29 protein-coding genes and 3 riboswitches are annotated in these 25,355 nt (G+C 48.0%); of the genes, 20 read left to right on the top strand and 9 right to left on the bottom strand.

Annotated elements, in window-relative coordinates; genetic code table 11:
* The first annotated feature begins 154 nt into the window (after nucleotides 1–154).
* Complete coding sequence (locus tag ACV3PA_RS04215) at nucleotides 155–331, top strand: DUF6440 family protein (protein WP_200904906.1); 177 nt, start codon at nucleotides 155–157, stop codon at nucleotides 329–331.
* A gap of 345 nt (nucleotides 332–676) precedes the next feature.
* Here the strand turns inward: ACV3PA_RS04215 and ACV3PA_RS04220 are convergent, their stop codons facing one another.
* From ACV3PA_RS04220 to ACV3PA_RS04235, 4 genes are all read right to left on the bottom strand, one after another.
* On the bottom strand, nucleotides 677–1,156 hold the full coding sequence (locus tag ACV3PA_RS04220) for a DMT family transporter (RefSeq protein ID WP_053454445.1): 480 nt from the start codon (nucleotides 1,154–1,156) through the stop codon (nucleotides 677–679).
* Nucleotides 1,157–1,168: 12 nt separating this feature from the next.
* Nucleotides 1,169–1,597 carry a DMT family transporter gene (locus ACV3PA_RS04225; protein ID WP_053454444.1) on the bottom strand — a complete coding sequence of 143 codons (429 nt, stop codon included), beginning with the start codon at nucleotides 1,595–1,597 and terminating at the stop codon, nucleotides 1,169–1,171.
* Between the two features lie 65 nt (nucleotides 1,598–1,662).
* Nucleotides 1,663–1,980: an ArsR/SmtB family transcription factor gene (locus tag ACV3PA_RS04230; protein ID WP_053454443.1), complete on the bottom strand. Its 318-nt coding sequence runs from the start codon at nucleotides 1,978–1,980 to the stop codon at nucleotides 1,663–1,665.
* Nucleotides 1,981–2,025: 45 nt separating this feature from the next.
* Nucleotides 2,026–2,469 (bottom strand): GNAT family N-acetyltransferase, encoded by a 444-nt coding sequence (locus ACV3PA_RS04235; protein WP_053454442.1) that lies wholly within the window; start codon nucleotides 2,467–2,469, stop codon nucleotides 2,026–2,028.
* A 170-nt stretch (nucleotides 2,470–2,639) separates the two neighbouring features.
* Between ACV3PA_RS04235 and rpoE the strand changes: the two genes are divergently transcribed.
* Together rpoE and ACV3PA_RS04245 are read left to right on the top strand one after the other, a co-directional pair.
* Nucleotides 2,640–3,167 carry a DNA-directed RNA polymerase subunit delta gene (rpoE, locus tag ACV3PA_RS04240; RefSeq protein WP_053454441.1) on the top strand — a complete coding sequence of 176 codons (528 nt, stop codon included), beginning with the start codon at nucleotides 2,640–2,642 and terminating at the stop codon, nucleotides 3,165–3,167.
* A gap of 281 nt (nucleotides 3,168–3,448) precedes the next feature.
* Nucleotides 3,449–5,044 (top strand): CTP synthase, encoded by a 1,596-nt coding sequence (locus ACV3PA_RS04245; RefSeq protein WP_023469561.1) that lies wholly within the window; start codon nucleotides 3,449–3,451, stop codon nucleotides 5,042–5,044.
* Nucleotides 5,045–5,144: 100 nt separating this feature from the next.
* On the opposite strand, the gene ACV3PA_RS04250 is transcribed toward ACV3PA_RS04245, so the two are convergent.
* Nucleotides 5,145–5,654: a DUF2529 family protein gene (locus ACV3PA_RS04250; RefSeq protein WP_053454440.1), complete on the bottom strand. Its 510-nt coding sequence runs from the start codon at nucleotides 5,652–5,654 to the stop codon at nucleotides 5,145–5,147.
* A gap of 94 nt (nucleotides 5,655–5,748) precedes the next feature.
* Between ACV3PA_RS04250 and ACV3PA_RS04255 the strand changes: the two genes are divergently transcribed.
* The 5 genes from ACV3PA_RS04255 (at nucleotide 5,749) to glpX (ending at nucleotide 10,186) form a co-directional block, all read left to right on the top strand.
* Complete coding sequence (locus tag ACV3PA_RS04255) at nucleotides 5,749–6,123, top strand: response regulator (RefSeq protein WP_456125689.1); 375 nt, start codon at nucleotides 5,749–5,751, stop codon at nucleotides 6,121–6,123.
* Between the two features lie 132 nt (nucleotides 6,124–6,255).
* A complete protein-coding gene (gene fba / locus ACV3PA_RS04260; RefSeq protein ID WP_053454438.1) occupies nucleotides 6,256–7,110 on the top strand; it encodes a class II fructose-1,6-bisphosphate aldolase in 855 nt (284 codons plus the stop codon).
* 154 nt (nucleotides 7,111–7,264) lie between these two features.
* Nucleotides 7,265–7,912, top strand: coding sequence for a fructose-6-phosphate aldolase (gene fsa / locus ACV3PA_RS04265; RefSeq protein ID WP_023469552.1), 648 nt, complete (start codon nucleotides 7,265–7,267; stop codon nucleotides 7,910–7,912).
* Between the two features lie 28 nt (nucleotides 7,913–7,940).
* Nucleotides 7,941–9,188 carry a UDP-N-acetylglucosamine 1-carboxyvinyltransferase gene (gene murA, locus ACV3PA_RS04270; protein ID WP_053454437.1) on the top strand — a complete coding sequence of 416 codons (1,248 nt, stop codon included), beginning with the start codon at nucleotides 7,941–7,943 and terminating at the stop codon, nucleotides 9,186–9,188.
* A gap of 32 nt (nucleotides 9,189–9,220) precedes the next feature.
* Nucleotides 9,221–10,186, top strand: a complete 966-nt coding sequence (glpX, locus tag ACV3PA_RS04275) for a class II fructose-bisphosphatase (protein WP_053454436.1) — start codon at nucleotides 9,221–9,223, stop codon at nucleotides 10,184–10,186.
* 55 nt (nucleotides 10,187–10,241) lie between these two features.
* Here glpX and ACV3PA_RS04280 read toward each other — a convergent pair whose 3' ends face one another.
* Nucleotides 10,242–11,012 carry an SDR family NAD(P)-dependent oxidoreductase gene (locus ACV3PA_RS04280; RefSeq protein WP_456125690.1) on the bottom strand — a complete coding sequence of 257 codons (771 nt, stop codon included), beginning with the start codon at nucleotides 11,010–11,012 and terminating at the stop codon, nucleotides 10,242–10,244.
* A gap of 73 nt (nucleotides 11,013–11,085) precedes the next feature.
* On the bottom strand, nucleotides 11,086–11,763 hold the full coding sequence (locus ACV3PA_RS04285; protein ID WP_053454434.1) for a C40 family peptidase: 678 nt from the start codon (nucleotides 11,761–11,763) through the stop codon (nucleotides 11,086–11,088).
* Between the two features lie 354 nt (nucleotides 11,764–12,117).
* Between ACV3PA_RS04285 and rho the strand changes: the two genes are divergently transcribed.
* On the top strand, nucleotides 12,118–13,491 hold the full coding sequence (gene rho / locus ACV3PA_RS04290) for a transcription termination factor Rho (protein ID WP_456125691.1): 1,374 nt from the start codon (nucleotides 12,118–12,120) through the stop codon (nucleotides 13,489–13,491).
* 91 nt (nucleotides 13,492–13,582) lie between these two features.
* The gene (locus tag ACV3PA_RS04295; protein ID WP_023469546.1) at nucleotides 13,583–13,828 is read left to right on the top strand and encodes a type B 50S ribosomal protein L31; all 246 of its coding nucleotides are present in this window, start codon (nucleotides 13,583–13,585) and stop codon (nucleotides 13,826–13,828) included.
* Nucleotides 13,829–13,864: 36 nt separating this feature from the next.
* On the opposite strand, the gene ACV3PA_RS04300 is transcribed toward ACV3PA_RS04295, so the two are convergent.
* Nucleotides 13,865–14,515, bottom strand: coding sequence for a DedA family protein (locus ACV3PA_RS04300; RefSeq protein WP_053454432.1), 651 nt, complete (start codon nucleotides 14,513–14,515; stop codon nucleotides 13,865–13,867).
* A 183-nt stretch (nucleotides 14,516–14,698) separates the two neighbouring features.
* Between ACV3PA_RS04300 and ACV3PA_RS04305 the strand changes: the two genes are divergently transcribed.
* Nucleotides 14,699–15,313, top strand: coding sequence for a thymidine kinase (locus tag ACV3PA_RS04305; RefSeq protein ID WP_041255579.1), 615 nt, complete (start codon nucleotides 14,699–14,701; stop codon nucleotides 15,311–15,313).
* 80 nt (nucleotides 15,314–15,393) lie between these two features.
* On the opposite strand, the gene ACV3PA_RS04310 is transcribed toward ACV3PA_RS04305, so the two are convergent.
* Complete coding sequence (locus tag ACV3PA_RS04310; RefSeq protein ID WP_053454431.1) at nucleotides 15,394–16,152, bottom strand: alpha/beta hydrolase; 759 nt, start codon at nucleotides 16,150–16,152, stop codon at nucleotides 15,394–15,396.
* A 67-nt stretch (nucleotides 16,153–16,219) separates the two neighbouring features.
* A riboswitch (SAM riboswitch) is annotated at nucleotides 16,220–16,321 on the bottom strand.
* A gap of 249 nt (nucleotides 16,322–16,570) precedes the next feature.
* Nucleotides 16,571–16,674, top strand: a riboswitch (SAM riboswitch).
* Between the two features lie 87 nt (nucleotides 16,675–16,761).
* Between ACV3PA_RS04310 and ACV3PA_RS04315 the strand changes: the two genes are divergently transcribed.
* From ACV3PA_RS04315 to ACV3PA_RS04355, 9 genes are all read left to right on the top strand, one after another.
* Nucleotides 16,762–17,790, top strand: coding sequence for a methionine ABC transporter ATP-binding protein (locus ACV3PA_RS04315; protein WP_456125692.1), 1,029 nt, complete (start codon nucleotides 16,762–16,764; stop codon nucleotides 17,788–17,790).
* Nucleotides 17,780–18,430 carry a methionine ABC transporter permease gene (locus tag ACV3PA_RS04320; protein WP_053454429.1) on the top strand — a complete coding sequence of 217 codons (651 nt, stop codon included), beginning with the start codon at nucleotides 17,780–17,782 and terminating at the stop codon, nucleotides 18,428–18,430. The genes ACV3PA_RS04315 and ACV3PA_RS04320 overlap by 11 nt, the downstream gene beginning before the upstream one ends.
* A gap of 20 nt (nucleotides 18,431–18,450) precedes the next feature.
* A complete protein-coding gene (locus tag ACV3PA_RS04325; RefSeq protein ID WP_053454428.1) occupies nucleotides 18,451–19,269 on the top strand; it encodes a MetQ/NlpA family ABC transporter substrate-binding protein in 819 nt (272 codons plus the stop codon).
* 22 nt (nucleotides 19,270–19,291) lie between these two features.
* Entirely contained in the window at nucleotides 19,292–20,497 is a 1,206-nt protein-coding gene (locus ACV3PA_RS04330) for a M20 family metallopeptidase (RefSeq protein ID WP_053454427.1), read from the top strand.
* A gap of 183 nt (nucleotides 20,498–20,680) precedes the next feature.
* Nucleotides 20,681–20,825, top strand: a riboswitch (FMN riboswitch).
* Nucleotides 20,826–20,983: 158 nt separating this feature from the next.
* A complete protein-coding gene (gene ribD, locus ACV3PA_RS04335) occupies nucleotides 20,984–22,024 on the top strand; it encodes a bifunctional diaminohydroxyphosphoribosylaminopyrimidine deaminase/5-amino-6-(5-phosphoribosylamino)uracil reductase RibD (RefSeq protein WP_456125693.1) in 1,041 nt (346 codons plus the stop codon).
* Complete coding sequence (ribE, locus tag ACV3PA_RS04340) at nucleotides 22,009–22,635, top strand: riboflavin synthase (RefSeq protein ID WP_456125694.1); 627 nt, start codon at nucleotides 22,009–22,011, stop codon at nucleotides 22,633–22,635. Before ribD ends, ribE begins: the two co-directional genes overlap by 16 nt.
* On the top strand, nucleotides 22,635–23,825 hold the full coding sequence (ribA, locus tag ACV3PA_RS04345; RefSeq protein ID WP_456125695.1) for a GTP cyclohydrolase II: 1,191 nt from the start codon (nucleotides 22,635–22,637) through the stop codon (nucleotides 23,823–23,825). Before ribE ends, ribA begins: the two co-directional genes overlap by 1 nt.
* Nucleotides 23,822–24,280 (top strand): 6,7-dimethyl-8-ribityllumazine synthase, encoded by a 459-nt coding sequence (gene ribH / locus ACV3PA_RS04350; protein WP_035395821.1) that lies wholly within the window; start codon nucleotides 23,822–23,824, stop codon nucleotides 24,278–24,280. Before ribA ends, ribH begins: the two co-directional genes overlap by 4 nt.
* A gap of 213 nt (nucleotides 24,281–24,493) precedes the next feature.
* Nucleotides 24,494–25,315: a DUF6612 family protein gene (locus ACV3PA_RS04355; protein WP_456125696.1), complete on the top strand. Its 822-nt coding sequence runs from the start codon at nucleotides 24,494–24,496 to the stop codon at nucleotides 25,313–25,315.
* The last annotated feature ends 40 nt before the right edge of the window (nucleotides 25,316–25,355 follow it).

A 25,355-nucleotide genomic window follows, 5' to 3' on the forward strand; every position in this document is an offset into this window, starting at 1 on the left:
AATCATGCGTTTTCCTGTAGGAGTCGTGTGGGAATGTGAGGACTGTACTAGGTAGATAGGCAACACCTTGGTAAAAAAAGCGTTAAACCTATCCTTATACAGTAAGTTGTGATTTTGCATGGAAATCGGAAAGAACGAGGGGTCATAGAAAATAATGAGCAAACGATTCATACTTAAATCAAAACAACACCTAAGTGGTGGTATTATCAAAATTGTTGTAGATACTGAAACAGGTGTAAATTATTTAATGACAAGTGGGCTTGGGTTAAACGGAATGACACCGCTACTAGACAAGGAAGGTAAGGTCGTTATTGATAAGCCGGTTGACTGAATAAAAAGTACACTTTCTATTTGTCTCGAATTGCTTTCCTATGACAAGTATCGCACTTATAGAGTCTTAGCTATTTCGTTTTTCACGTTCATCAAATAATTGTTCTACACTAAAAAATCCGAAATACCGAAGTGCATCTACTTCAGTATTTCGGATTTTTCTGTTTTGTTCGAATGAATTTTAAGAAATAGTAGGACTCACGTTGTTCACGCGACTTCTACAGGAAAAAGCGCATGATCTTGCGCTGTCAGAGACAAACAAGACCCGACTCGAATGTCCGTGACAGTCGAGACGGGCTTGTGTCTCGCCTGAGAAAAGCGCGTGAACGAATCGTGAGAACGATCGTCACGATGCCATCGAATCAGAAGAAGCCGATACGTCTTTACGTGTGTTCCCGCGGTAAACGAAGTAAAGGGCGGCTAACATGACAAGCAAACCAAGTAGACGTTTTCCGTCGAGTGGCACGACGACGCCACCGAACGCACCGATGTGATCGATGACCATCCCCGCCGCGAGTTGACCGATGACGGTCGCAATACTAGCTGCCGTGACACCGATTTGAGGAACAGCAAGAATCGTCAGGAATAGATAACTGACACCAAATAGGACGGCACTTAGTTGCCACCGAGGTGCTTCAAGTAAAAGTAAGACGTTTCCTTGTCCGAAGAAGAGGATGGCTAAAGCGAGAATCAGCATCCCCGTGAAGAAGGTTAGAAACGTACTTTCAAGGGCACCTGCCTTTTGGCTAAAGGCACCGTTGATGGACGACTGTGCGCTAAGCATCACGCCACCGAGTAATGTAAAACCAAGTAATAGAATATTCACAAGCGAACCTCCTTAAAAGATAAGAAATAGGGCAACGACCATCAAACCGGAAGCCATCAGCTTGTCGCGATTGATTGGGCGTTTTGGACTACCGAGCCATCCAAAATGTTCGATGACCATACTAGCGACCATCTGACCGAGAATAACGCTGATCATGGCGAGACCGACACCGACGAGCGGGATACTGATGATCAGGATCGTCAAGTAGATGCTACCGAGTAGACCGCCAAGCAAGGTCCATTTCGGAGCACGGAATGTATAGCCGAGTGAGCCTTTTCCAAAGAAGAGAACGATCAATCCGATGATGATCGTACCGGCGAAGAAATTATAAAAGCTACTTTCGAGTTTTCCGACGAAGTTGCCCAGCTCACCATAGATGGCCCCTTCGACACTGAGTGCGATACCGGCGAGTAATGCCAGTACGTAATAAATGATTTTCAACACAATTCATCCTTTCATGAATCTAAATATCGAGAAATGTCGATATGTAAGGCGAGGAGAACGGATCACAGTTCTCCCTTGAGGTACGTTGCGAGCTCTTGGATTTTTTCTTCATTTCGCCGGTAATACGTCCATTTGCCGTGACGTTCGGATTCGAGCAATCCGACTTTTTGCAACATCGCAAGATACTGGGAGACGGTCGATTGGGACAAGTTTGCCTTCTCCTGGATATCTCCGACACAAATGCCTCCCTTTTCCGACAAGTTCGTCGCGAGATGGGCCGTCGGCTTATTGAAATGAGTCTCGGGATCTTTGAGCCAGCGTAAAATATCAAGTCGTACCTCGTTCGATAATGCCTTGAACAGATCCACTTGGTTTGTCATACGCTTAAACTAATCGATGATTCTCGATATGTCAATCCAAGACACTTACGGTTGAACGAATGCATGCTTCAGAAGTCGATGTGTCACCTTGGTTGCCGTATAAGGCTCAAAGCCGAATCGTTCATAAAACATACTAGCGTCATCCGTATAAAGCCAGAGCTCGGAGTACGTCAACAGTGCTTCTGGGATGATTTTCTCAAGCAGATGCGTACCGACACCGTGACCGCGCATTTCCGGTAAGACATAGACATGACGAATCCGACCAACGTCGTCTGTACCGGTTTGTTTCATATAACCACCGCACGCGATGACGTGCCCAGAGAGGGATAAGACGACAAACAACGCTTCCCCGTCTTCTCGAAACGTCTCATTCCGGCGTTCGCGTAACATCCGTTCGATGAAGGGATAGCCTTCTTGTGTACTTTTTGATAAGATCGGTAACCAGTTGAAGTCATCAAAATTATTTACCCGTTCGATTGTCATCTCCATCTGTCATTCCTCCTTCTTCTCCCTTGCATATTCCTTTTTCGAGAGCGGAAAAAACACGATTTGAGAATCAATGCGAGCTTTTTTTAAATAGAGACTGGATTTTTAAAAGCCGTTTTGCGTATAATGAGAAGTAATGGATTAAACGCAAATGAAAGGAAGTGGCCGTCACAATGAGCCTCAGCCGTTTAAGTAAAGAAGAGATTACTGATCTTTCGCTGATCGAATTCGTCAACGAAATGTTGCAAGAAGCTGGCGAACAGCCAATCACGTTCGATGACATCACGTCAGAAATCGAAAAGTATCATACGTTTACAGATGAAGAAGACAAGTTCGAAAAACTTGCTCAACTCTATACAGACATGAACATCGACGGAAACTTCGTCAACGTCGGAGCAAATCGTTGGTCACTCCGCGCTTGGTATCCGTTCGATAAGTCGGATGAGGATCTCGTCATCGAAGCACGTCAACGTGGAGAACTCGATGAGTTTGAAGAAGAGTTCAACTACGATGCAGAAGAAGATGAGTTCGAGACGATCGAAGATGATCTCGATACATTCGCGAAGACAGCGGACTATGATTCAGCTGACGACAGCGAAGACGACGATACGTTCAAAAAAGTCGCAGCGATCGACGATCTTGATGACGATCTTGACGAAGAAGATTTAGAAGACTTCGAAGAAGAAGAAGAGGAAGTCTAAGCACGATCAACCACAACTGTACAGCTGCTATTTCCCTATAGAAATGGCAGTTTTTTCGTTGACGGCTGACGAACGAGCACGAAAATTTTTCTCTGAAAAATTAGGCTTGACGAAGTTTTCGGAATGACGTAAGTTAGTCATGGGCTTCTTTAAGCAACGTGCTTATTTCAGCAAAAGTGTCTCCTATTCCAATGGGGGCACTTTTGCTTTTTTGTTTTTACCACCTCTGTTTTTGTTTGTTTTTGTTGAGTTGTGAATTAGGGAAGGGAGCAATATTTATCATGACAAAGTATATTTTCGTAACAGGTGGCGTCGTGTCGTCACTCGGTAAAGGGATCACCGCTGCATCGCTCGCTCGTCTCTTAAAAAACCGTGGTCTTAACGTCACGATCCAAAAATTTGACCCATACATCAACATCGACCCAGGTACGATGAGCCCGTATCAACACGGGGAAGTATTCGTCACGGATGACGGCGCAGAGACGGACCTTGACCTTGGTCACTACGAGCGCTTCATCGACATCAACTTGAGCCAGAACGCAAACGTCACGTCTGGACGCATCTACTCGACGATCCTCAAGAAGGAACGCCGTGGAGACTACAACGGTGGAACGGTCCAAGTCATTCCACACATCACGAACGAAATCAAAGACCGTGTCTTCCGTGCCGGAAAAGAAACGGGCGCTGACGTTGTCATCACTGAGATTGGTGGAACAGTAGGGGATATCGAATCGCTTCCGTTCATCGAAGCCATTCGCCAGGTGAAAAACGATATCGGAAAAGAAAACGTCATGTATGTTCACTGTACGCTCGTTCCGTATCTTGCGGCTGCAGGTGAGCTCAAGACGAAACCGACACAACACAGTGTCAAAGAACTCCGTAGCTACGGAATTCAGCCAGATATCATCGTCTTACGTGCGGAACACCCAGTCCCACAAGAGATGAAAGATAAAATCGCACTCTTCTGTGATACACGTCCGGAAGCAGTCATCGAAGCACAAGATGCATCAACACTTTACGAAGTACCACTCAACTTGCAACGTCAAGGCATGGACCAACTCGTCTGTGACTACTTCAAGTTTGATACACCAGCTGCTGATATGACAGCTTGGAAACAACTCGTTCACACAGTCACGCATCTCGAGAAGACGACGAAAATCGCACTCGTCGGGAAATACGTTGAATTGCGTGACGCGTATATCTCAGTTGCAGAAGCATTAAAACACGCTGGGTTTGCTTTCAACAGTGACATCGAAATCGACTGGATCAATGCAGAAGACGTGACGCGTGAAAACGTCAACGAATTGCTTGGTTCAGCAGATGGGATCCTCGTTCCTGGTGGATTCGGTGAACGCGGAATCGAAGGGAAAATCGAAGCGACACGTTTCGCACGTGAAAACAACGTACCGTTCTTCGGGATCTGTCTCGGTATGCAGCTCGCGACAGTCGAATTCGCTCGTAACGTCCTCAACCTTGAAGGCGCACACTCAGCAGAAATCGACCCAGCGACACCATACCCGATCATCGACTTGTTGCCAGAACAAAAAGACATCGAGGACCTCGGTGGTACGCTCCGTCTCGGACTTTACCCATGTAAACTCGAAGACGGAACGAAAGCGCGTGCCGCTTATTCAAGCGAGCTTGTCTACGAACGTCACCGTCACCGTTATGAGTTCGGTAACGAATTCCGTGAGCAGTTCGAAGCAAACGGTATGGTCTTCTCAGGTACGAGCCCAGACGGTCGTCTCGTTGAAATCATCGAGATTCCAGAACACAAATGGTTCGTCGCATGTCAGTTCCACCCAGAATTGATCTCGCGTCCAGAACGTCCACAAGCACTCTTCCATGACTTCATCCAAGCATCACTTGGTGAATGAAGAGAAAGATAATCAAAAACGCGGTGACCTTCAACATCATGAAGGTCACCGCGTTTTTTTATTCGTTATCTTAGGAACTACATACTATAGAAGAAAAACGTCAATCCCACTCTTCCGTCATCTCTTGTAGTTGCGTCAAGATATGTGTTAACAAGAATGCACATAGCGCAAGACTCGGGAGTCCGTGACGTGAACCATCTTCTGCCGGAAGCAATCCTTTATTGAACTTCAGCGCAAGTGGAGCAATCGAGCGTTCGAGTGTTTCCGTCACGTCACTCAGTGTAATGATGGCGTAAGGCGTATGCCATGCGTCATAACGCGCAAGGGAAGCGAGCAAATCTGAGCGTTCCGTATTTGGTGTGAAGATTAAGACGCGATCGACAGCATGCAGTGTCTTTCGGTCCTTGATCTTCGTGACACGTTTCATCTGGTCTGGACCTTCTGAGAGCATCGGGTAGAGTCCTTCGCACTCACCGTAGGCATCGACGTAGACCGTCCCTTCCCCGACGAGCGCCTGCGCGAGCAGACGGACGACATCGAACAGTTCTTCTTCCTGTTTCGCAAGCGTTTGCAATTTTCCGTTGAATTGTGTAGCTAAGATTTTCATCATTTTTCTTCATCCTTTCTGTGATTCTCTCAAGGACAGTATAAAGCAAGTTTTGCTTTAGTGTAGAATGGAAATAACTAGAGGGGGAGTGGCAGAGATGAAAGGCAAATTGTTGATCGTCGAGGATGAGCCGGGAATCCGGAATTTGCTTGCACAATTATTCCGGGCAGAAGGATACGAAACGGACGTCGCCGTCGATGGAGAAGAAGCGATCGTCTACTTACAAGAAGCGGTATATGATTTACTATTGATGGATGTCAACATGCCGGGGCGAACCGGCATCGAAGTATTGCGTCATCAGGACCGGATCGGACGACGCGTCCGGACGATTTTAATGACGGCACTCGGTGAAAAAGAAGCGATGGAAGAAGCGAAACGATTAGGGGTCGTTGCCTTCTTCGGGAAGCCATTTGACATCTTCGAATTAAAAAAAGAAGTGACTGTGCAAATTTCTCACGATGTAAGCGGTTAATCTTTCACGTCGCCGTCACAAACCAAAAAACCGAGCGAAATGCTGTACGTTCCGATGAATCAGTATGTTATAATCAGTCTGAAATTGCACGAGTTCGTGTAAGCAGCGATCAAAACAGAGGAGGATGTCATTATGCCATTAGTATCTATGACAGACATGTTAAACAAAGCTCTCGAAGGTAAGTATGCAGTAGGTCAATTCAACATCAACAACCTCGAGTGGACACAAGCGATTCTCGGTGCGGCTCAAGAAGAGCAGTCACCAGTTATCCTTGGAGTATCTGAAGGTGCAGCACGCCACATGGGCGGATTCTACACTGTCGTGAAAATGGTTGAAGGTCTCGTACACGACATGAAAGTAACAGTTCCTGTTGCAATCCACCTCGACCACGGTTCGAGCGTTGAAAAATGTAAAGAAGCGATCGACGCTGGATTTACATCTGTCATGATCGATGATTCGCACAGCCCGATCGACACAAACATCGAAACAACTAAAGCAGTCGTTGAATACGCACACTCTAAAGGCGTTTCAGTTGAAGCGGAAGTTGGTACAGTTGGTGGACAAGAAGACGACGTCATCGGTGATGTCATGTACGCGAAACTTGACGAGTGTGTACGCATCGTCAAAGAAACTGGAATCGACACGCTTGCTCCTGCACTCGGTTCTGTTCACGGACCATACAAAGGTGAACCAAACCTCGGATTCAAAGAGATGGAAGAAATCCGTGACGCTACAAACCTCCCACTCGTTCTTCACGGTGGAACTGGAATTCCGACACACGATATCGAAAAAGCGATCTCACTCGGGACTTCAAAAATCAACGTTAACACAGAGAACCAAATCTCATTCGCGAAAGTCGTTCGTGAAGTGTTAGCTGAGAAACCAGAAGCATATGACCCACGCGTATTCATCGCACCAGGTCGTGAAGCAATCAAACAAACTGTCATCGGTAAGATGCGTGAGTTCGGTTCAAGCAACAAAGCTTAATCGACTTCTCTTTAAAGTGCGGTAGACCTCGGTCTACCGTGCTTTTTTCATATCGTATCAGTGTAGCTTCAATGGAAAACAGTAGGACTTCTCGTGAAAAAAACCTATAATAGAGTCGTAAGCGATTTCAAGGGATGAAAGGGGAACGAGAAAGATGAGATTTTTCATTGATACAGCAAACGTAGAGGATATCAAGAAAGCACATAAAATGGGGATTTTAGACGGTGTCACGACGAATCCGTCACTCGTCGCTAAGGAAGGCGTCGATTTCCACACACGACTTCGTGAAATCTGTGAAATCGTTGGGGACGTCTCTGTCAGCGCCGAAGTCATCGCGCTTGATGCAGAAGGAATGATCCGCGAAGGGAAGGAACTTGCTCAGATCGCACCGAACATTACGGTTAAGGTCCCGATGACTCCAGCCGGACTCGAAGCGGTCGCAGCACTTTCGAAAGAAAAGATCACGACGAACGTCACGTTGATCTTCAACCCGAACCAAGCATTACTTGCAGCACGTGCCGGTGCAACATACGTATCACCATTCCTCGGTCGCCTAGACGACATCGGGCAAGATGGAATGGGACTCGTTGAGACGATCGCCCAAATTTTCGTCGTTCATGATATTCCGACACAAATCATCGCCGCATCAGTTCGGAACCCGGTACACGTGACGAACGCTGCTCTTGCAGGCGCGGACATCGCGACGATTCCATTCTCGGTTATCGAATCACTCACACACCACCCACTCACGACGCAAGGCATTGAAAAATTCCTCGCAGACTGGGAAAAAACGCAGCAATAATCGTAGCGAAGAGAAAGGTTGATGGAACGTGGACATTTTGCATATCGTAGGGCAACAACGCCTAGAAGGAACCGTATCAATCAGTGGTTCGAAGCAAAGCGCCATTCCGTGTCTTGCTGCAGCCCTCCTGACGGATCAGACGGTCGTTCTTGAAGGCGTGCCGGAGATTGGCGACGTCGCGACGATGATCGAGATTTTGGAGACGCTCGGCGCTGTCGTGACACGTCAAGGCGATATGGTGACGATTGATCCAAGTCGGGTCGAATCGATGCCGTTGACAGGTGCGGAAACGCGCAAGTTACGCGGATCGATCTACCTCATGAGCGTTCTGGCAGCTAGATTTAAACAAGGAGTCGTCGGTCTGCCTGGAGGTTATGCCATCGGACCACGACCGATCGATTTACACATTAAAGCACTCGAACGTCTCGGTGTTTCCGTACGCAATGAGCAAGGCGTCCATTACATGCGTGTCGAACGTCTCGTTGGAAATCGGATTTATCTTGATCTTCCGTCTTTTGGAGCAACGATTAGTGCCTTACTCGTCGCCGTCTTTGCCGAAGGAACGACAGTCATTGAAAATGCCGCCTATGACCCGGAAGTCATCGACGTCAGTACGATGCTGACGAACATGGGGGCAAACGTCAAAGGAGCAGGGACAGATGAGATTCGCATCAAAGGGGTTGCACAACTAAGTGGTTGCCGGCATACTTTGATTCCCGACCGGATGGAAGCAGGAACGTTCTTGACGATGGGAGCAGCACTTGGACGTGTCACCGTCGATAACGTCATTCCCCTTCATCTCGAGAGTGTCATCCAAAAGCTCGAACGATACGGTGCTGTGATTGAAGCAACAGATGATTCCGTCACGGCGACGTTGCACGAAACGAAGCCTGTCGATATTCGTGTCTTCCACTATGGTGGTTTCCCGAGCGATCTCCAACCTGTCATCTCGGCAGCGTTGTTGCAAGCGAAGGGAGCAAGTATCGTCGTTGACAAGTTATATCCGCAACGTTTCCGGCATGTGCAAGAGTTACGACGCTTGAATGCTCGAATTACGCATGAAGATGCCTCGATTATCATTCGTGGCGGTGAATCCTTACTTGGTACTGAGATTGAGGCGCCAGACCCACGCGGTGGTGCAGCACTTGTCTTGGCGGGACTTCTCGCTTCAGGGGAGACGACGTTGCACCATGCAGAAATGCTTGACCAGAGTTACGAACGATTTGATCAGAAGTTGAAGGAACTTGGCGCCCTCGTATGGCGTGAAACGATTTGACCGATTTGTAACAAGGGAGAGGGGACATACACATGGAGAGAAGTCTATCAATGGAACTGGTACGCGTCACGGAGGCAGCGGCACTTGCCTCTGCACGCTGGATGGGAAAAGGATTGAAGAATGAAGCGGATGATGCGGCAACAAGCGCAATGCGTGACGTCTTCGATACGATTCCGATGAAAGGAACCGTCGTCATCGGGGAAGGCGAGATGGATGAAGCACCGATGCTTTACATTGGAGAAAAGCTAGGAAATGGGTATGGACCACGACTTGATGTCGCTGTTGATCCGCTTGAAGGAACGAACATCGTCGCGAAGGGAACATGGGGCGCTCTTGCTGTCCTCGCTGTCGCGGATGCGGGCGATTTGCTTCACGCACCGGACATGTACATGGATAAGATCGCGGTGGGTCCAGAAGCAGCAGGACACATCAGTTTAGACGCAACAATTGAAGAAAACATCGCAGCAGTCGCGAAGGCGAAGAACAAGGAAATCGAAGACGTCGTCGTCTCGATCCTTGATCGTGAACGTCATGAAGAAATCATTCAACGGATTCGGGCGACAGGGGCGCGGATTCGCTTGATCGGTGACGGTGATGTTGCGGGTGCAATCAACACAGCCTTCCCGCATACGGGGATCGATATCCTCCTCGGTTCGGGTGGCGCACCAGAAGGTGTTCTTGCTGCCGTTGCCTTGAAATGTCTCGGTGGTGAGCTCCAAGGACGCTTGTTACCAGCAGACGAGGCAGAAGTCGAGCGTTGTAAGAAGATGGGCATCGAAGATCCATCGAAGATTCTCATGATGGACGATCTCGTCGCAGGAGACGATTGTATCTTTGCTGCAACAGGCGTTACAGACAGCGAGTTGATGAAAGGTGTCCAGTTCACCGCACAAGGCGGTCAGACACACTCTGTCGTCATGCGTGCGAAGTCCGGAACGGTACGTTTCGTCGAAGGCATTCACTCGTTCAAGAAAAAACCGAAGCTCGTCATTAAGTAAAACGAAAGCGGAGCCGCAGACGTATCGTCTATTGCTCCGCTTTTTTGTATGTTTTTTATCGAGGACGCTGGACTTCTCCTGCTTGTTTCGTGACGTATCGACGGGGAAGAAAACGTGTTGAAAAGATATACCAGGCATTTCCGAAACCAGGAACGATGAACGTTTTTCCCTTCATGTAGCCTTGATAGGCAATCCGCGCGACTGTTGGGGCGTCCATGATGCCTGGTCGCAAGAAAAGACGTGACTGTTCGAGTTTTGCTGCCGATTCGAAACCGGTGTGTGTCGCACCTGGGCAGACGACGCTGACTTGAATGCCGTCTGGCGCGAGCTCTTCCGTTAATCCTTCCGAGAAGTGAAGCACGTAGGCTTTTGTTGCATAGTAGACACTCATCCATGGACCACCTTCAAACGCAGCCGTTGACGCGAGATGGATGATGCGTCCTTGGATGCCATACTCTTTCATGCGAGAGGCATAGACCTTCGTCACGTGTGTCAACGCTTCGATGTTCAAGGTAATCATCCGTGATTCGTCTTCGAACGAAGTTTCAAGGAAGGAGCCGAAGACGCCGATTCCAGCGTTGTTGATGACACAATCAACCGGAATCTGTTCTGTTGCACGAAACAGTGCGAGACGATGTGTTAGCTTCGTTAAGTCGTAAGGGAAGACCGTTGCCGTTCCGCCGAGTCGTTCGACATGGAACTTCGTTTCAAATAGAGACGTCGCATCGCGTCCGACAAGCAGGACGTGATCACCTTGCTGAGCGTGAAGATAAGCGAATTCGCGACCAAGACCTCTTGAAGCACCTGTGATTAAGACATGCATCATGTTTCCTCCTCGTGTAATCGATTAGATGAAAAAAAGCGATCGAGCCAATGCTCAACCGCTTTGAGATGATGAATTAAAGGTAAGATCCTGCGCCGACAAGGCGTGAACCCCAGTACCCTGATTTGAAGCTTGAGTATTTAACGCCACCTGTTTCTGAGTTAACCATGCTTGACTTGTTTGTTGCGATCCCGACGTGTTGAATGCCGCTACCGTGTGAGAAGAAGACAAGATCTCCTGGTTGTACTTTAGAAACACTGACTTTCTTAGAAGAAGAATATTGTGAAGACGACGTACGTGGTAATGTTTTACCTGCTGCTTTTTTGTAAACATAGCTTGTGAAACCAGAGCAGTCGAATCCACGAGTTGTCGTTCCACCCCATACATATGGAGTTCCTTTGTGCTTCGCTGCTTCGCTTAAGATTTTCGTCCGTTTAGAAGATGTGCTTGTTGTTTTTTTAGCGCTTGAAGATGATTTATATGTCTTTGTGTATTGTGAGAAGACATAGCGTGTTTTACCACCGTATGAGATTTTAGTCCAGCTACCTGACTTGCCTTTATATGTAAAGACTTGACCAGCGTTGACTTTTCCAACGATGCTTGCTTTCGTAGAAGGTGCTGTTCGAACACGAAGACCGTTGTCCGTGATCTTGACCTTTGTGACTGTCGCTGCTTCAACTTTACCTGTACCCACTGATGTAAAACCTGAAACCACTAAGGCTGCTGTCGCGATCGATGCTAGAAAACGTTTCATGTTAAGAATTCCTCCGTTTAATGTAGTGTGTTGCGTCCGTAAGTTATATGATGAAATCATTAAGTGTGTGATTAAGCAGTAAACCTTACAACTGTGTAAGAATTTTGTCTGCAGGAATATCTTAGCATGTGCGCACTTGAAAACGTTTTTTCAGTTAGAAGACAAAATAGATGTTTTTGTAACATAACTGAAATAATATCTTCGAATATTACAAAGTAAGAAACGCAGAGGATTGTTGACGACGAATCAAAAAAAATATGATACCTTTAGTTCACGAAAGAAATTAGATACCTCCTAATGTATGTATGGAAGTATACTGAATGCAGTTGAATTTATAAAGAATAGGTGAAGAACATGCCAACAACTGATAAAAAAGATAAACCAGAACGTTCCTATACACTGGCTCAATTAAGCCAACTGACACTAAAAGAACTGTATGAAATCGCAAAGACGAAAAATGTCCCACAATATCGGGAAGCTCGTAAACGTGAGTTGATGTTCAAGATTCTCAAAGCACAGGCTGAATCGACTGGTCTTTATTTCCTCGAAGGGGTACTCGAAGTCATCCCTGGCAATCCACAAATGCAAAACGATGGTGGCTTCGGCTTCCTTCGTCCTATCAATTATTCCCAATCCTCTGAAGATATCTATATCGCAGCTTCTCAAATCCGACGCTTTAATCTACGTAATGGTGATGTCGTTACAGGTAAAGTCCGTCCACCGAAGGAAAACGAACGTTTCCAAGGACTACTTAGCGTGGAAGCCGTTAACGGTGAAGCACCGGATACAGCGCGTAATCGTTTATTCTTCCCGGCACTGACACCAATCTATCCGGATCGTTTGATGCGTCTTGAGACCGAACCGCGTCATCTATCTGTTCGTGTCATGGATATGATCGCACCGGTCGGATTTGGTCAACGTGGTTTAATTGTCGCACCACCAAAAGCAGGGAAAACATCATTACTCAAAGAAATCGCGAACTCGATTCAAGAGAATCATCCTGATGTCGAACTGATCATTCTCTTGATTGATGAGCGACCTGAGGAAGTGACAGATATCGAGCGTTCGGTTCCGGGAGCGGATGTTGTCAGCTCGACGTTTGACGAAACACCAGACAACCACGTTCGGATTTCAGAACTCGTGCTTGAGCGGGCAATGCGACTCGTCGAACATAAGAAAGATGTCGTCATCTTGATGGATTCAATCACGCGTCTGACACGTGCCTATAACTTAACGGTGCCGCAAAGCGGACGAACGCTCTCAGGCGGGATTGACCCAGCTGCATTCCATAAACCAAAACGGTTCTTTGGTGCGGCGCGAAACATCGAGCATGGTGGTAGTTTGACGATTCTTGCAACAGCACTTGTCGAGACAGGATCCCGTATGGATGATGTCATCTATGAGGAATTCAAAGGGACGGGGAACATGGAACTTCATCTCGATCGTAAGTTGTCGGAACGCAGAATCTTCCCAGCGATCGATATCCGGAAATCGGGTACACGTAAGGAAGAACTGTTGCTTCCAAAAGAGCAGCTTGATGCGCTCTGGACGATTCGCCGGACGATGAACGAGTCGAACGAGTTTGTCGATACGTTCCTACGAAAGATTCGTGATACGAAAAATAATGAAGAATTTTTCGTCGAACTTGAGAAAGAACAGAAGAAAGCGGTCCGACGCGCACCAGCAAAACCGCGTACCGTCAAGAAGGAAACACCGACGGAAAAATAACTATTGCGACGCATAAAAAAATCGTTTAGTATAGGAAGGTAACTTACTCTGGCTCAGCAAATGAACCAGGGCGGAAGGAGAGAAATCAACCATGAAACAAGGAATTCACCCTAACTACAACAAAGTAGTATTTATGGATTCAACGACTGAGTACAAATTCTTAAGCGGTTCTACTCGTTCTTCGAACGAAACAATCACTTGGGAAGATGGTAACGAGTACCCACTCATCCGTGTGGATGTGTCTTCAGACTCGCACCCATTCTACACAGGTCGTCAAAAGTTCAACGCGGCAGATGGTCGTGTCGATCGCTTCAACAAAAAATACGGCCGCAAGTAATGACTTGTCGGTTCTTAAAAAAACAGCCTGCCTCCATTACGGAAGCAGGCTGTTTTTGTATAGACTGAATTGTGAACGGTAAGCGAGATACGTCTTCAAGACGAACGAGAAGGCGATTCCACCAGCAATCCCGATTAGATACGGCATGACTTCAGGATGTGCCAAGATATAATCCACGACTTTATGGAACGAGAGATGACGACCGACGAAATAGCCGGCGCCCAAGAACACGCTGATCCAGATTAAAGCACCTGTATACGCGTAACTCGCAAACACGCGAAACGGCATTTTCGAGACACCTGCAAAAAAGGCAGAAAGCTGACGGAGACCAGGTATGTAGTAACCGATGATCAAAACGGATTTTCCGTAACGTCGAAATCCAGCTTCAGCGGAAAGGATATGTTTTTCTGAGATACGCATTTTCGGTCCGACGCGGTGCAGTAGTGGCATACCGAGTTTTAAACCGAGTAAATAACTAATCGTCATACCGATACAACTTCCTGCGTAAGCGGCAAGAATCGTACCGAACAGCGGTAGATTACCTTGATGCATCCAAAATCCGGACAAAACGAGTAGGGTCTCATCGGGAACCGGTAATCCCACGATACCACCTGCGAGAAGAACGGAGAGACCAAGGGCACCATATTGGTGCAGGATGTCATGTAAGAGATGATGAATCGGGGACACCTTCTTTCGTGAGAATCTTCTTCTTCAGTGTACAGGAAATAGGGGACCGTTGGAATGAAAGGACAAAAATTCTAGGGAAAGAAAAAATGAATTTTGATTTCCGGAAGTCAACCCTTTTTCTCAATACCGTTTCGAGCTATACTCGTTAAAGTGACTATTTTTAGAGGACGGTGTCGGACGATGATGCATGTAATAAATCAGTACGGCTGGATCGAAGTAATTTGTGGCAGTATGTTTTCCGGGAAATCGGAAGAGTTGATTCGTCGTGTCAGACGGGCGCAGTACGGCAAACTGCCTGTTCAAGTATTCAAGCCGGCGATCGACGACCGATACCACGAAGAACATGTCGTCTCTCACGTTGGTAATTCCGTCGTAGCGATTCCGATGGCGACGAGTCGTGATCTCTACGCAGCAGTAGCAGAAGAGACACAGATCGTCGGTATCGATGAAGTTCAATTCTTTGATGATGAAATCGTACAAGTCATCGAAGCACTCGCACAAGACGGAAAACGCGTCATTTGTGCAGGGCTTGATCAAGACTTCCGGGCAGAGCCATTCGGCAAGATGCCTGAATTACTGGCACGTGCAGAATTCGTGACGAAGCTACAAGCAATCTGTCTCTCCTGTGGGGATCCGGCTTCTCGGACACAACGTTTGATTGACGGAAAACCAGCGAACTATGATGACCCGATCATCCTAGTCGGTGCTTCAGAGTCGTATGAGCCACGGTGTCGCCATTGCCATGAGGTACCTGGAAAGCCGAAGCCACTTCAATCTGTGCAACACCAAGAAAATTAAAAAAAGACGGACCGTTTGCGGTCGTCCTTTGATTTAGCAGCTGTTCAATTCCATCCGGAAACGAATAGCTGCTTTTTAATTTATCCTGTTTCTTGCGAAAACTGACACGATTGTTCGATAAAGCGAATCGTCTCACGGACGATTACATCTTGGTCATGATCGAGTGTCGCGACGTGGTATGAATTGAGTAGACAGTAGCTTCGTTTATCATTCGTTCCGATATGACGGTGCAAGTAATCTGAACTCGACGGTGGAACGACGTGATCGGTTGCGGAATAAAGAATCAACGTCGGAAGGAGAATCGATCCCAAGCGTCCTTTCGTCTCATCCATCAAGCGGACGAGTTCGAACGCGCAACGACTTGGAACGAGATCGTAGATGATTTCAAAGGCGGACCGCTTGATATCCGGTGCCCCTTCCGGTAAGTACTGAGGACCGTCATCAAACGAGAGTGCTTCATACGACGGAACGGAAAGTGCGGCGTTGATCGTAATGATGCCGGCAAACGGAATCCCGTCAGCAGCGAGCGATAACGCGAGCGTCGCCCCCATCGATTGACCGATGACGAAAACTTGGTCGCATGTTTCTTGTAAACGTGAATAACCGTCTTGCAGGCTTTGTTTCCAACATCGTGCAGTCGATTGTTCGAACTCGCGGACGTTCGTTCCGTGTCCTCGCAAACGTGGCGCATAGACGGTAAAACCTTCAGCAGCAAATGCTTCACCGACGTCGCGGACACTTTGAGGAGTTGCGTTAAAACCATGACAGAGCAGGATTCCGATCGATCCACCTTGAAGATAAAATGCTTCAGCACCAGTCAATACAGGATAGTTCATCATTACTATTTTTCCTCCATTCATGAAAAAAACTCGTCGACGTCACTGCTTGGACGCCCACGAGTTTTTCACCGTATCATCCAAAGCCGCGCTTTGCTGGTCGGAGCACCTTACAGATTGCAGGTTGCCGTGAAGTCATAGAGCCAGGTCTCTCGTTCACTCTTGATAAATATCATATTGGAATTGTCGGATTAATCATTGAAACGATGGTAGCACGTTCGAAAATGACTTGTCAAATCGTTCTTGACGAATCATGATTCGTTCTTTAAGCTAATCCATAACTTGTCAATCAATCGATATGCGCCAAATGGATTATTTTTGAAAAGTTGGTTGACTTTTAAAGGTTCGACCCGTAATGTAAAAATTAGTTTTACGACATAAGCAACAACGCAACAACACACATACGAATTTCATACCGCAATACTTATCCAGAGAGGTGGAGGGACTGGCCCTGCGAAACCTCGGCAACAGACTCATTATGAGCACTGTGCCAATTCCATCAGACAAATGTCTGAGAGATGAGTGGAGTGGATTCTGCCACTGTGCGGATCCAGGTCTCTTCTTGTTTCTCAAGAAGGGACCTTTTTTTGTTGAATGAAGGGGGAAAATGGAATGATTGCATTTCATCAAGTCAAAAAAACGTACGTCACGAAGGATCAGACGATCGCAGCGCTCGACGGTGTCGACCTGACGATCGAGAAAGGCGAAATCTTCGGTGTCATCGGCTTTAGCGGTGCCGGGAAAAGTTCATTGCTCCGCTGCGTCAACCTGTTAGAACGACCGACGTCAGGAACCGTGACGGTCGATGGGGAAGATTTAACACAACTATCACCGAAGAAACTACGCCAAGCAAAACAGCGGATTGGGATGATCTTTCAACACTTCAATCTATTGAATGCGAACACGGTCTTTACGAATGTCGCGAAGCCACTCGTTCTCGCAGGCATCAAAAAAGATGAGATTCGCCGCCGGGTGACGGAGTTACTCGAATTCGTCGATCTGGCGGATAAGGCAGATCATTACCCGGATCAATTATCCGGTGGACAAAAGCAACGTGTCGGTATCGCTCGTGCACTAGCGACGCAACCATCCGTCCTTTTATGTGACGAAGCGACGTCAGCGCTCGATCCTCAGACGACACATCATATTCTGCAATTATTGAAACGAATCAATGCCGAATACGGGATCACGATTCTTTTGATCACCCATGAGATGGGCGTCATTCGGGAGATTTGCGACCGCGTCGCCGTCATCGAAGCCGGGAAGCTGATCGAGTCAGGAACAGTCTTTGATGTCTTTTCAAACCCGCAGACTGAGACAGCGAAAAACTTCGTCCGGTCCGTCATGCATGACGAGATTCCAGCATCGATTCGCCAGTTGATCGAATCACGGAATGCGAATCCAATCTATAAGATTCATTTCCTCGGTCATCACACAGGGCAGCCGCTCTTGTCACAAGTTGCGAAACGTTTTGATGTTGATGTCAACATTTTGCACGGTAGCATCACGGAGTTGCAGGAGACGCCGTTCGGCACTTTGCTCGTTGAATTAATTGGTGAAGCGACTGAAGTGAAACGAGCCTTACAGTACATTGATCAAGCACAAGTGACGGTCGAGGAGGTGCTAGCTGATGCTAGTTAATTACAGTGATATCTGGACAGCATTTTTGCAAACGATGACGATGGTATCCGTCTCACTCTTATTCTCGACCTTAATCGGCTTACCGCTTGGCATCTTGCTCGTCGTCACACGAAAAGGCGCATTACTTGAGAACGTCCCGCTATTCACGTTCTTCAATAGCATCGTCAATATCTTCCGCTCGATTCCGTTCATCATCTTACTCGTCGCGATCATCCCATTGACACGGTTGATCGTTCAGACGTCGATCGGAACCGAAGCCGCCATCGTCCCACTCGTCTTTTACGCCGCACCGTACATGGCACGGCTGATCGAAAGTTCCTTGCTTGAAGTCGATAAAGGTGTCCTTGAGGCAGCAGAAGCAATGGGCGCAACGCCATTCCAAACGATTTTCCGCTTCCTTTTACCGGAAGCACTCGGTTCACTCGTTCTTAACTTAACGATCGCGACGGTTGGGTTGATCGGGGCGTCAGCGATGGCAGGCGCGATCGGTGGCGGTGGACTGGGCGATTTAGCAATCACGTATGGTTATCAACGATTCGACACGAAAGTCATGATCATCACGGTCGGGATTCTCGTCATCTTAGTTCAAGGCTTACAGACGACAGGTAACATCGTCGCACGAAAAATTAGAAGACATTAATCAAAGGGAGCGATTCAGCCATGAAAAAAGCAGTAGCGATTGGAGCAACACTAACGACGATTTTATTTGCCGGGTGCTCAGCATCGGGAGAAGACGAAAAGACGATCAAACTCGGGGTCAGCGGTTCGGATACTCAAGTTTGGGACTACGTCGCGAAAAAAGCAGAGAAGGAGGGCATCAAAATCGAGCTCGTCAAGTTCTCTGATTATGTCCAGCCAAACATGGCACTGGCTGAGGGCGAGATCGACGCCAATGCTTTCCAGACGATTTCTTACTTCAACGCATTCAAGAAGGAACATAAGTTGAAGCTGTCACCGATCGCAACGACTGTCATTGCACCGATGGGCATTTACTCAGATAAATACAAGGACGTCAAAGACATTCCAGTCGGTGGCAAAATCGCTGTTCCGAACGAAGCAACAAACATGGGACGCGCCCTCTTATTACTGCAAGAAGCAGGTCTAATCAAGTTGCCGGACGACTTTGACGGCAATGGTTCAGTCGATAAGATCGTCGAAAATCCGAAGAAACTGAAAATCGTCCCAATCGTTGCGGGGCAAACACCGCGCGTCTTACCGGACGTCGCTGCGTCGATCATTAATAACGGTATTGCTGTTGACGCAGGACTCAATCCGATCAAGGACTCGATTGTCCATGAGAACGAAACAGCCAAACCATACATCAATATCATTGCAACACGGACGGAAGACAAGAACAAAAAAGAACTGAAAAAGATCGCGTCGCTTTACCAACAAAAAGATGTCGCGGCTTTCATTAAAAAAGAGTATAAAGGCAGCTCAATCCCGACGTTCGTTCCACTAAGTGACATCGGCGAATAAATTCAAAAGGAGAGTGGACAGTATGACGACACCAGTACGCACGACATGGGTAGAGACGATTGAACAGGACATCGAACAAAAACGGGAATCCTATCTTGAGACGAGTCACCGGATTCATGCGACACCGGAAATCGGTAACGAAGAATTCTTTGCTTCGCGACTACATGCAGAACGCCTGACGGCTGAAGGCTTTACGGTAGAACTTGGCGTCGCTGGGCACGAGACAGCGTTCTTTGCGAAAAAGTCGAGTGACCGACCAGGTGCGACGATTGCTTTTCTAGCCGAATATGATGCGTTGCCAGGCATCGGTCATGCATGTGGGCACAACATCATCGGAACGACGAGTGTCGCAGCAGCGATTGCGCTCAGTAAAGTACTCGATGAAGTCGGTGGGGGTGTCGTCGTCCTCGGGACTCCGGCTGAAGAAGGGGGACCAAACGGCAGTGCGAAAGGCAGTTTCGTCAAACATCAGTTGCTTGAAGGGATCGATGCAGCCTTGATGGTTCATCCGTCGGGACAAACGCGGATCACCGGTTCTTCCCTTGCGGTCGATCCACTCGATTTTGCTTTTACCGGTCGTCCGGCGCACGCAGCGGCGTCACCGGAAGAAGGGATCAACGCACTCGATGCGGTCATCCAGCTTTTTAATGGGATCAATGCTCTGCGGCAACAATTGCCGGACGATGTCCGGATCCACGGGATCATCACCCATGGCGGCGATGCACCGAATATCATTCCAGAATATGCAAAAGCACGTTTCTTCATCCGGGCGACGACACGGGAACGACTCAATGCCGTCACGGAGAAAGTCAAAGCGGTCGCACAAGGTGCGGCACTTGCGACTGGGGCGACGCTTGACGTCATCGCGTTCCAAAATGAAGTCGACAACCTCGTCTTCAACCGGACGTTTGATCGTCTCTTCCAAGAAGAAGCAGAAGCGCTTGGCCAAGTCGTGCACCTCGACGAACGACCAGGTCTCGGATCGACGGACGCTGGCAACATCAGTCAAGTCATCCCAACGATCCATCCGTACATCAAGATTGGACCAGACGATCTCGTTGCCCATACGGAAGCGTTCAAAGAAGCGGCTCGTTCAGAAGCAGGGGATGAGGCATTGATTGCAGGAGCGAAAATCCTTGCTCGAACAGCACTTCGTGTCCTTGCCGATGAACGGACGCGCGGGGCGATTGCCCAAGAATTCCATGACCGGAAGAACGGCTATTTGTAAGTAAAAAATAACGACTGGACGTACTGATATCAAGTGCTCCAGTCGTTTTTGGGATGTAGTCGATCAGGAATTGGCGATGGGTGACAGAAGTGGAACGAAATCAAAAAAGTGACAAGACAGAAGCATTTCCGCTTTGTTTTCTTGAAAAAGATATGCTAGGCTAAAATTGTATAACTCAATAATCCAGTTCTTCGGGGTAGGGTGAAAATCCCAACCGGCGGTGATGCGATCGATTGATCGATGAGCCCGCGACCTGTGATGTACGCATCATGGCTGACTTGGTGAGATTCCAAGGCCGACGGTAAAGTCCGGATGGGAGAAGAACGAAACGACGCGATTCAAGCTGTTTTCTGAAAAAATGTTTTCAGGAGATGGTCTCTTTCTGCATGCAAAAAAGCAGAAAGCGAACCGTGTATTTCGTGAACCCTTCTATACAGACGCCCCTTTTCAAGGGGCGTCTTTTTTCATTTGAAAGGAGTGAACGCGATGTCACAGATGATGAGTTATGCCATGCAATTAGCACAGATGTTAAACGGACAAACAAGTCCGAATCCAAGTGTCGGCTGTGTCATCGTCAAACAAGGGCGTATTCTCGGTTTTGGTGCACACCGATTTGCCGGTGGTCCGCATGCGGAAGTCGAAGCCCTACGGATGGCGGGAGAAGCTGCTCGTGGCGCTGATCTTTATGTGACGCTCGAGCCATGTAATCACCATGGCAAGACGCCGCCATGTACGGAAGCGATTCTGCAAGCAGGAATCAAACGTGTCTTCGTCGCTACGGAAGACAAACATGCGATCGTCGCTGGTTCAGGAATTAAGCGGCTCCAGGATGCTGGTGTCGAAGTTGAGGTCGGATTATTACGACGCGAAGCGGAAGCACTGTACGACACGTTCTGGAAAACGATCGAACGAAAACGTCCGACCGTGACCGTCAAAATCGCTCAGACGATGAACGGGATCGCTGCGACGGGTGAACAGCGCTGGATCACATCAGAACAGGCGCGGGCACATGGTCGCGCCATGCGTGGTCGCCATGATGCGATTCTCGTTGGAAGTGAGACAGTGCTCGTCGATGATCCGGCACTGACATTACGTACCGAAATGGGAATCGAACCGATTCGAGTGATCGTCGACCGTCGTGGTCGGGTTCCGGAGACGGCACAAGTCTTCCAGGATGGTAAAAATCCAACCTATTGGCTAACGAGTGTACCGCGCATTAGTCACGATCAAGTGACCGTTCTAGTCGGTGAGTATGAGACGCCGGAAGCGATTTTAAAGCGGTTATACGAACAAGATATCCGGAGCATTTTGATTGAAGGTGGACCAACGATCCAAGCAGCGTTCTTTGAAGCAGATCTTGTCGACCGAATCGAAGTTTACCAGGCACCATCGATTTTTGAAGGGGAGGCGTGGACCGGTCAACACGATATCGAAGATCGTTTTCAAATCGATCAGATCGAAACGGTTGGACCGGATCTTCATCTGACGTATATCCGAAAGGAGGAGACGCCATGTTCACCGGATTGATTGAAGAAGTCGGGACGTTAAAACGAAAGATTCCGCGACCGAACGGTTTAGCGCTTGAAATTGAAGCACACCGGGTGCTCGAAGGAACGAAGATTGGTGATAGCATCGCCGTCGACGGCATCTGTTTGACCGTCACGTCCATGAGTCCGACTGGCTTCACGGCAGATGCCGTCCATGACACGATTCGTTCGACGGCACTTGGCACATATCGTGTCGGGAGCCCGATACAACTTGAACGAGCAATGCCAGCAGACGGTCGTTTTGGTGGACATTTCGTCAGTGGACACATCGACGGGACGGCGCGACTGATCAGTCGACGACCGGACGGGGAAGCGATGGTCTATACGTTTGATGTCGGGTCGTGGCAAAAGTATTGTATTCCGAAAGGATCGATTGCGATCAACGGCACGAGCCTGACCTTACAACGTGTCACGCCGGAAACGATCTCGATTTCACTGATTCCGCACTCCCGTCAAGTAACGACGTTCGATCGATTGGCAAGCGGCGCAGTCGTCAATATCGAGTGTGACATGATGGCGAAACATCTTTATCATTTCACGCAACACGAGAAGCAGACGGACTGGGAAGCATTCTTAGGAGGCGACATGTAATGAATGGATTCGACTTGATTGAAGAAGCGATAGAAGATTTAAAAAAAGGACGACCGATCATCGTCTGTGATGACGAGGACCGTGAGAATGAAGGGGATCTCGTCATGCTCGCAGAACATGCGACACCAGAAAACATCAACTTTATGATCACATACGGAAAAGGGCTCGTCTGTGTACCGGTCAGTCCGCGGATTGCCCAGCGACTGGAACTCGCACCGATGACGGCGAACAACACCGATCCGCACGGTACGGCATTCACGCTCAGTATCGATCATGAAGAAGCAAAGACCGGCATCAGTGCCGAGGAACGTTCGCTGACGATTCAACGGATGTTAACGGATGGACCGGAGCGTTTCAAACGACCAGGACACATCTTTCCGTTGATTGCAAAAGAGGGTGGCGTCCGAGAACGTCGCGGACATACAGAAGCAGGCATTGATCTTGCCCGTCTCGCGGGTAGTGACGAAATCGCCGTCATTTGTGAAATCATCAAGGAAGACGGCACGATGGCGCGCGTTGACGATTTACTTCTTTATAAGGAAGAACATGATTTAAAACTAATCACGATCGAGGCACTCGTCGCTTATCTTGAGCGCCCGTTGACACGGGAAGCGGAAGTGTTACTTCCGACGACGTTCGGAGCGTTTCGGATGATCGGCTATACGACACAAGACAAGAAGGAACATGTCGCCGTCTTGTCGGGTGAAGCGCACGACGGAATGCTCGTCCGTCTGCACTCAGAATGCCTGACAGGGGATGTCTTCGGTTCGAAGCGTTGCGATTGTGGTCCACAACTCGATGCGGCACTCGAGCGGATCGAGCGAGAAGGCGGAGCTGTCTTGTATCTACGTCAGGAAGGCCGCGGCATCGGTCTGATGGCGAAGTTAAAAGCCTACGAGTTGCAGGAACAAGGACTCGATACGGTCGAAGCGAACCATGCGCTTGGTTATCCGACGGACATGCGTGACTATACGGTCGCAGCGAACATGTTACGTGATCTTGGCGTGACGAAGATCCGTTTAATGACAAATAATCCGGATAAACAACGGGTGCTCGAACAAGAAGGCATCGAAATCATCGAACGCGTCCCACATCAAGTACCGATCGAGCCGGAAAATCAGCGTTATCTGAAAACAAAACAAACAAAACTCGGGCACTTGCTCGACATCCAAGGAGGACACACATCATGATTTACGAAGGTTTCTTAACAGGAGAAGGACTACGCGTCGCGATCGTCGCTGCACGTTTTAATGAATTGATTACATCAAAACTCGTCGGAGGAGCAAACGACGCGTTCCGTCGTCACGGTGTTGCAGCAGATGCTGTCGATACAGCATGGGTTCCTGGAGCATTCGAAATTCCACTCGTTGCAGAAAAGTTAGCGAAAAGCGGTAAATATGATGCTGTCATCACGCTTGGTGCCGTCATCCGTGGGGCGACGTCGCATTATGACTATGTCTGTAATGAAGTCGCAAAAGGTGTCGCGAGTGCGTCACGCGACACCGGCGTTCCCATCATCTTCGGTGTTCTGACAACGGATTCGATCGAGCAAGCGGTTGAACGTGCCGGTACGAAAGCTGGGAATAAAGGTTACGAAGCAGCAGTTTCAGCAATCGAGATGGCAAATCTTTTACGGACGATCTAATGGAACAGAGACAGGGTGACGGTATATTCCGTCATCCTGTTTTTTTTGCGGAAAACGTGCGGATAATGAATCAAATTTCAAAAAAAGGATAGTAGATTTGAAATTTGAGGATTCGTTTTCAAGGAGAACGGTAATGGTGTAATAAAGAAACTTTGAAACATTTTCCAATGTTTTTCGTAAATCAGGGTAACGCGCATGAAGGAGGAAATGAATATGAAGAAAACAAGGTGGGTAGCAGCCGGGATCGTTGCAGCATCAATTGGACTTGCCGGATGTCAAGATGGACAAACAGATACAAGGAGTGGCAGTGGATCTGGTTCGACGAAGTCGGGGGAACTCTCGAATACGGAATTACTGAATAAAGCGACAGCCGCTCAAAAAGATATTAAATCGTTCCACATGGAAGGGACAGTCAACTCAAAAGCAGGTGAGATGACAATGGATCAAAAGGTATCAGCTGATATCATTCAGAAGCCGCTTACGATGCATCAGACGATGACGATGAAAAATCCACAGGACGGTAAAGACATGTCGATTGAGAGCTATATCGTCGACGATAAGATGTATTTATCGCAAAACGGACAATGGCTCGTTCAAGATGTCTCGGAACTAGGCGATATGGTCGAAGCAATGGAGTCATCGGCATCGACGGATCAAAATCTCAAGCTGTTGAAAAAGTACAAAGACAACTGGACAGCGAAAAAAGAGGGTGACGTCTATCAAATCGACGTCAAACTAAAGGGTGACGACCTCAAAGCCTTTATGAAGGATTCGCTAGAGCAAACAGGACAAATGGCGCAAATGAAAGACGCCATGGACAGCATTGATTATAAGAAAATGAACTATACGATGACGTATGATGCGAAAACATTCTATCCGAAATCACTCGATATGGATATGGTCTTCGCAGTTGAAAAAGATACGGACTTCACGATGAAAAATCAATCAACATTCTCGAAATTCAATGAAATCAACGAAATCAAACTCCCTGCAGAGACAAAAGATGCGCAACCACTCACAGGTGCTGCACAATAAATAATAAGCCCCTCGCTTCCAACCAGAAGCGGGGGGCTTA

The organism is Exiguobacterium sp. EA-TM-5 (genome assembly GCF_053878415.1).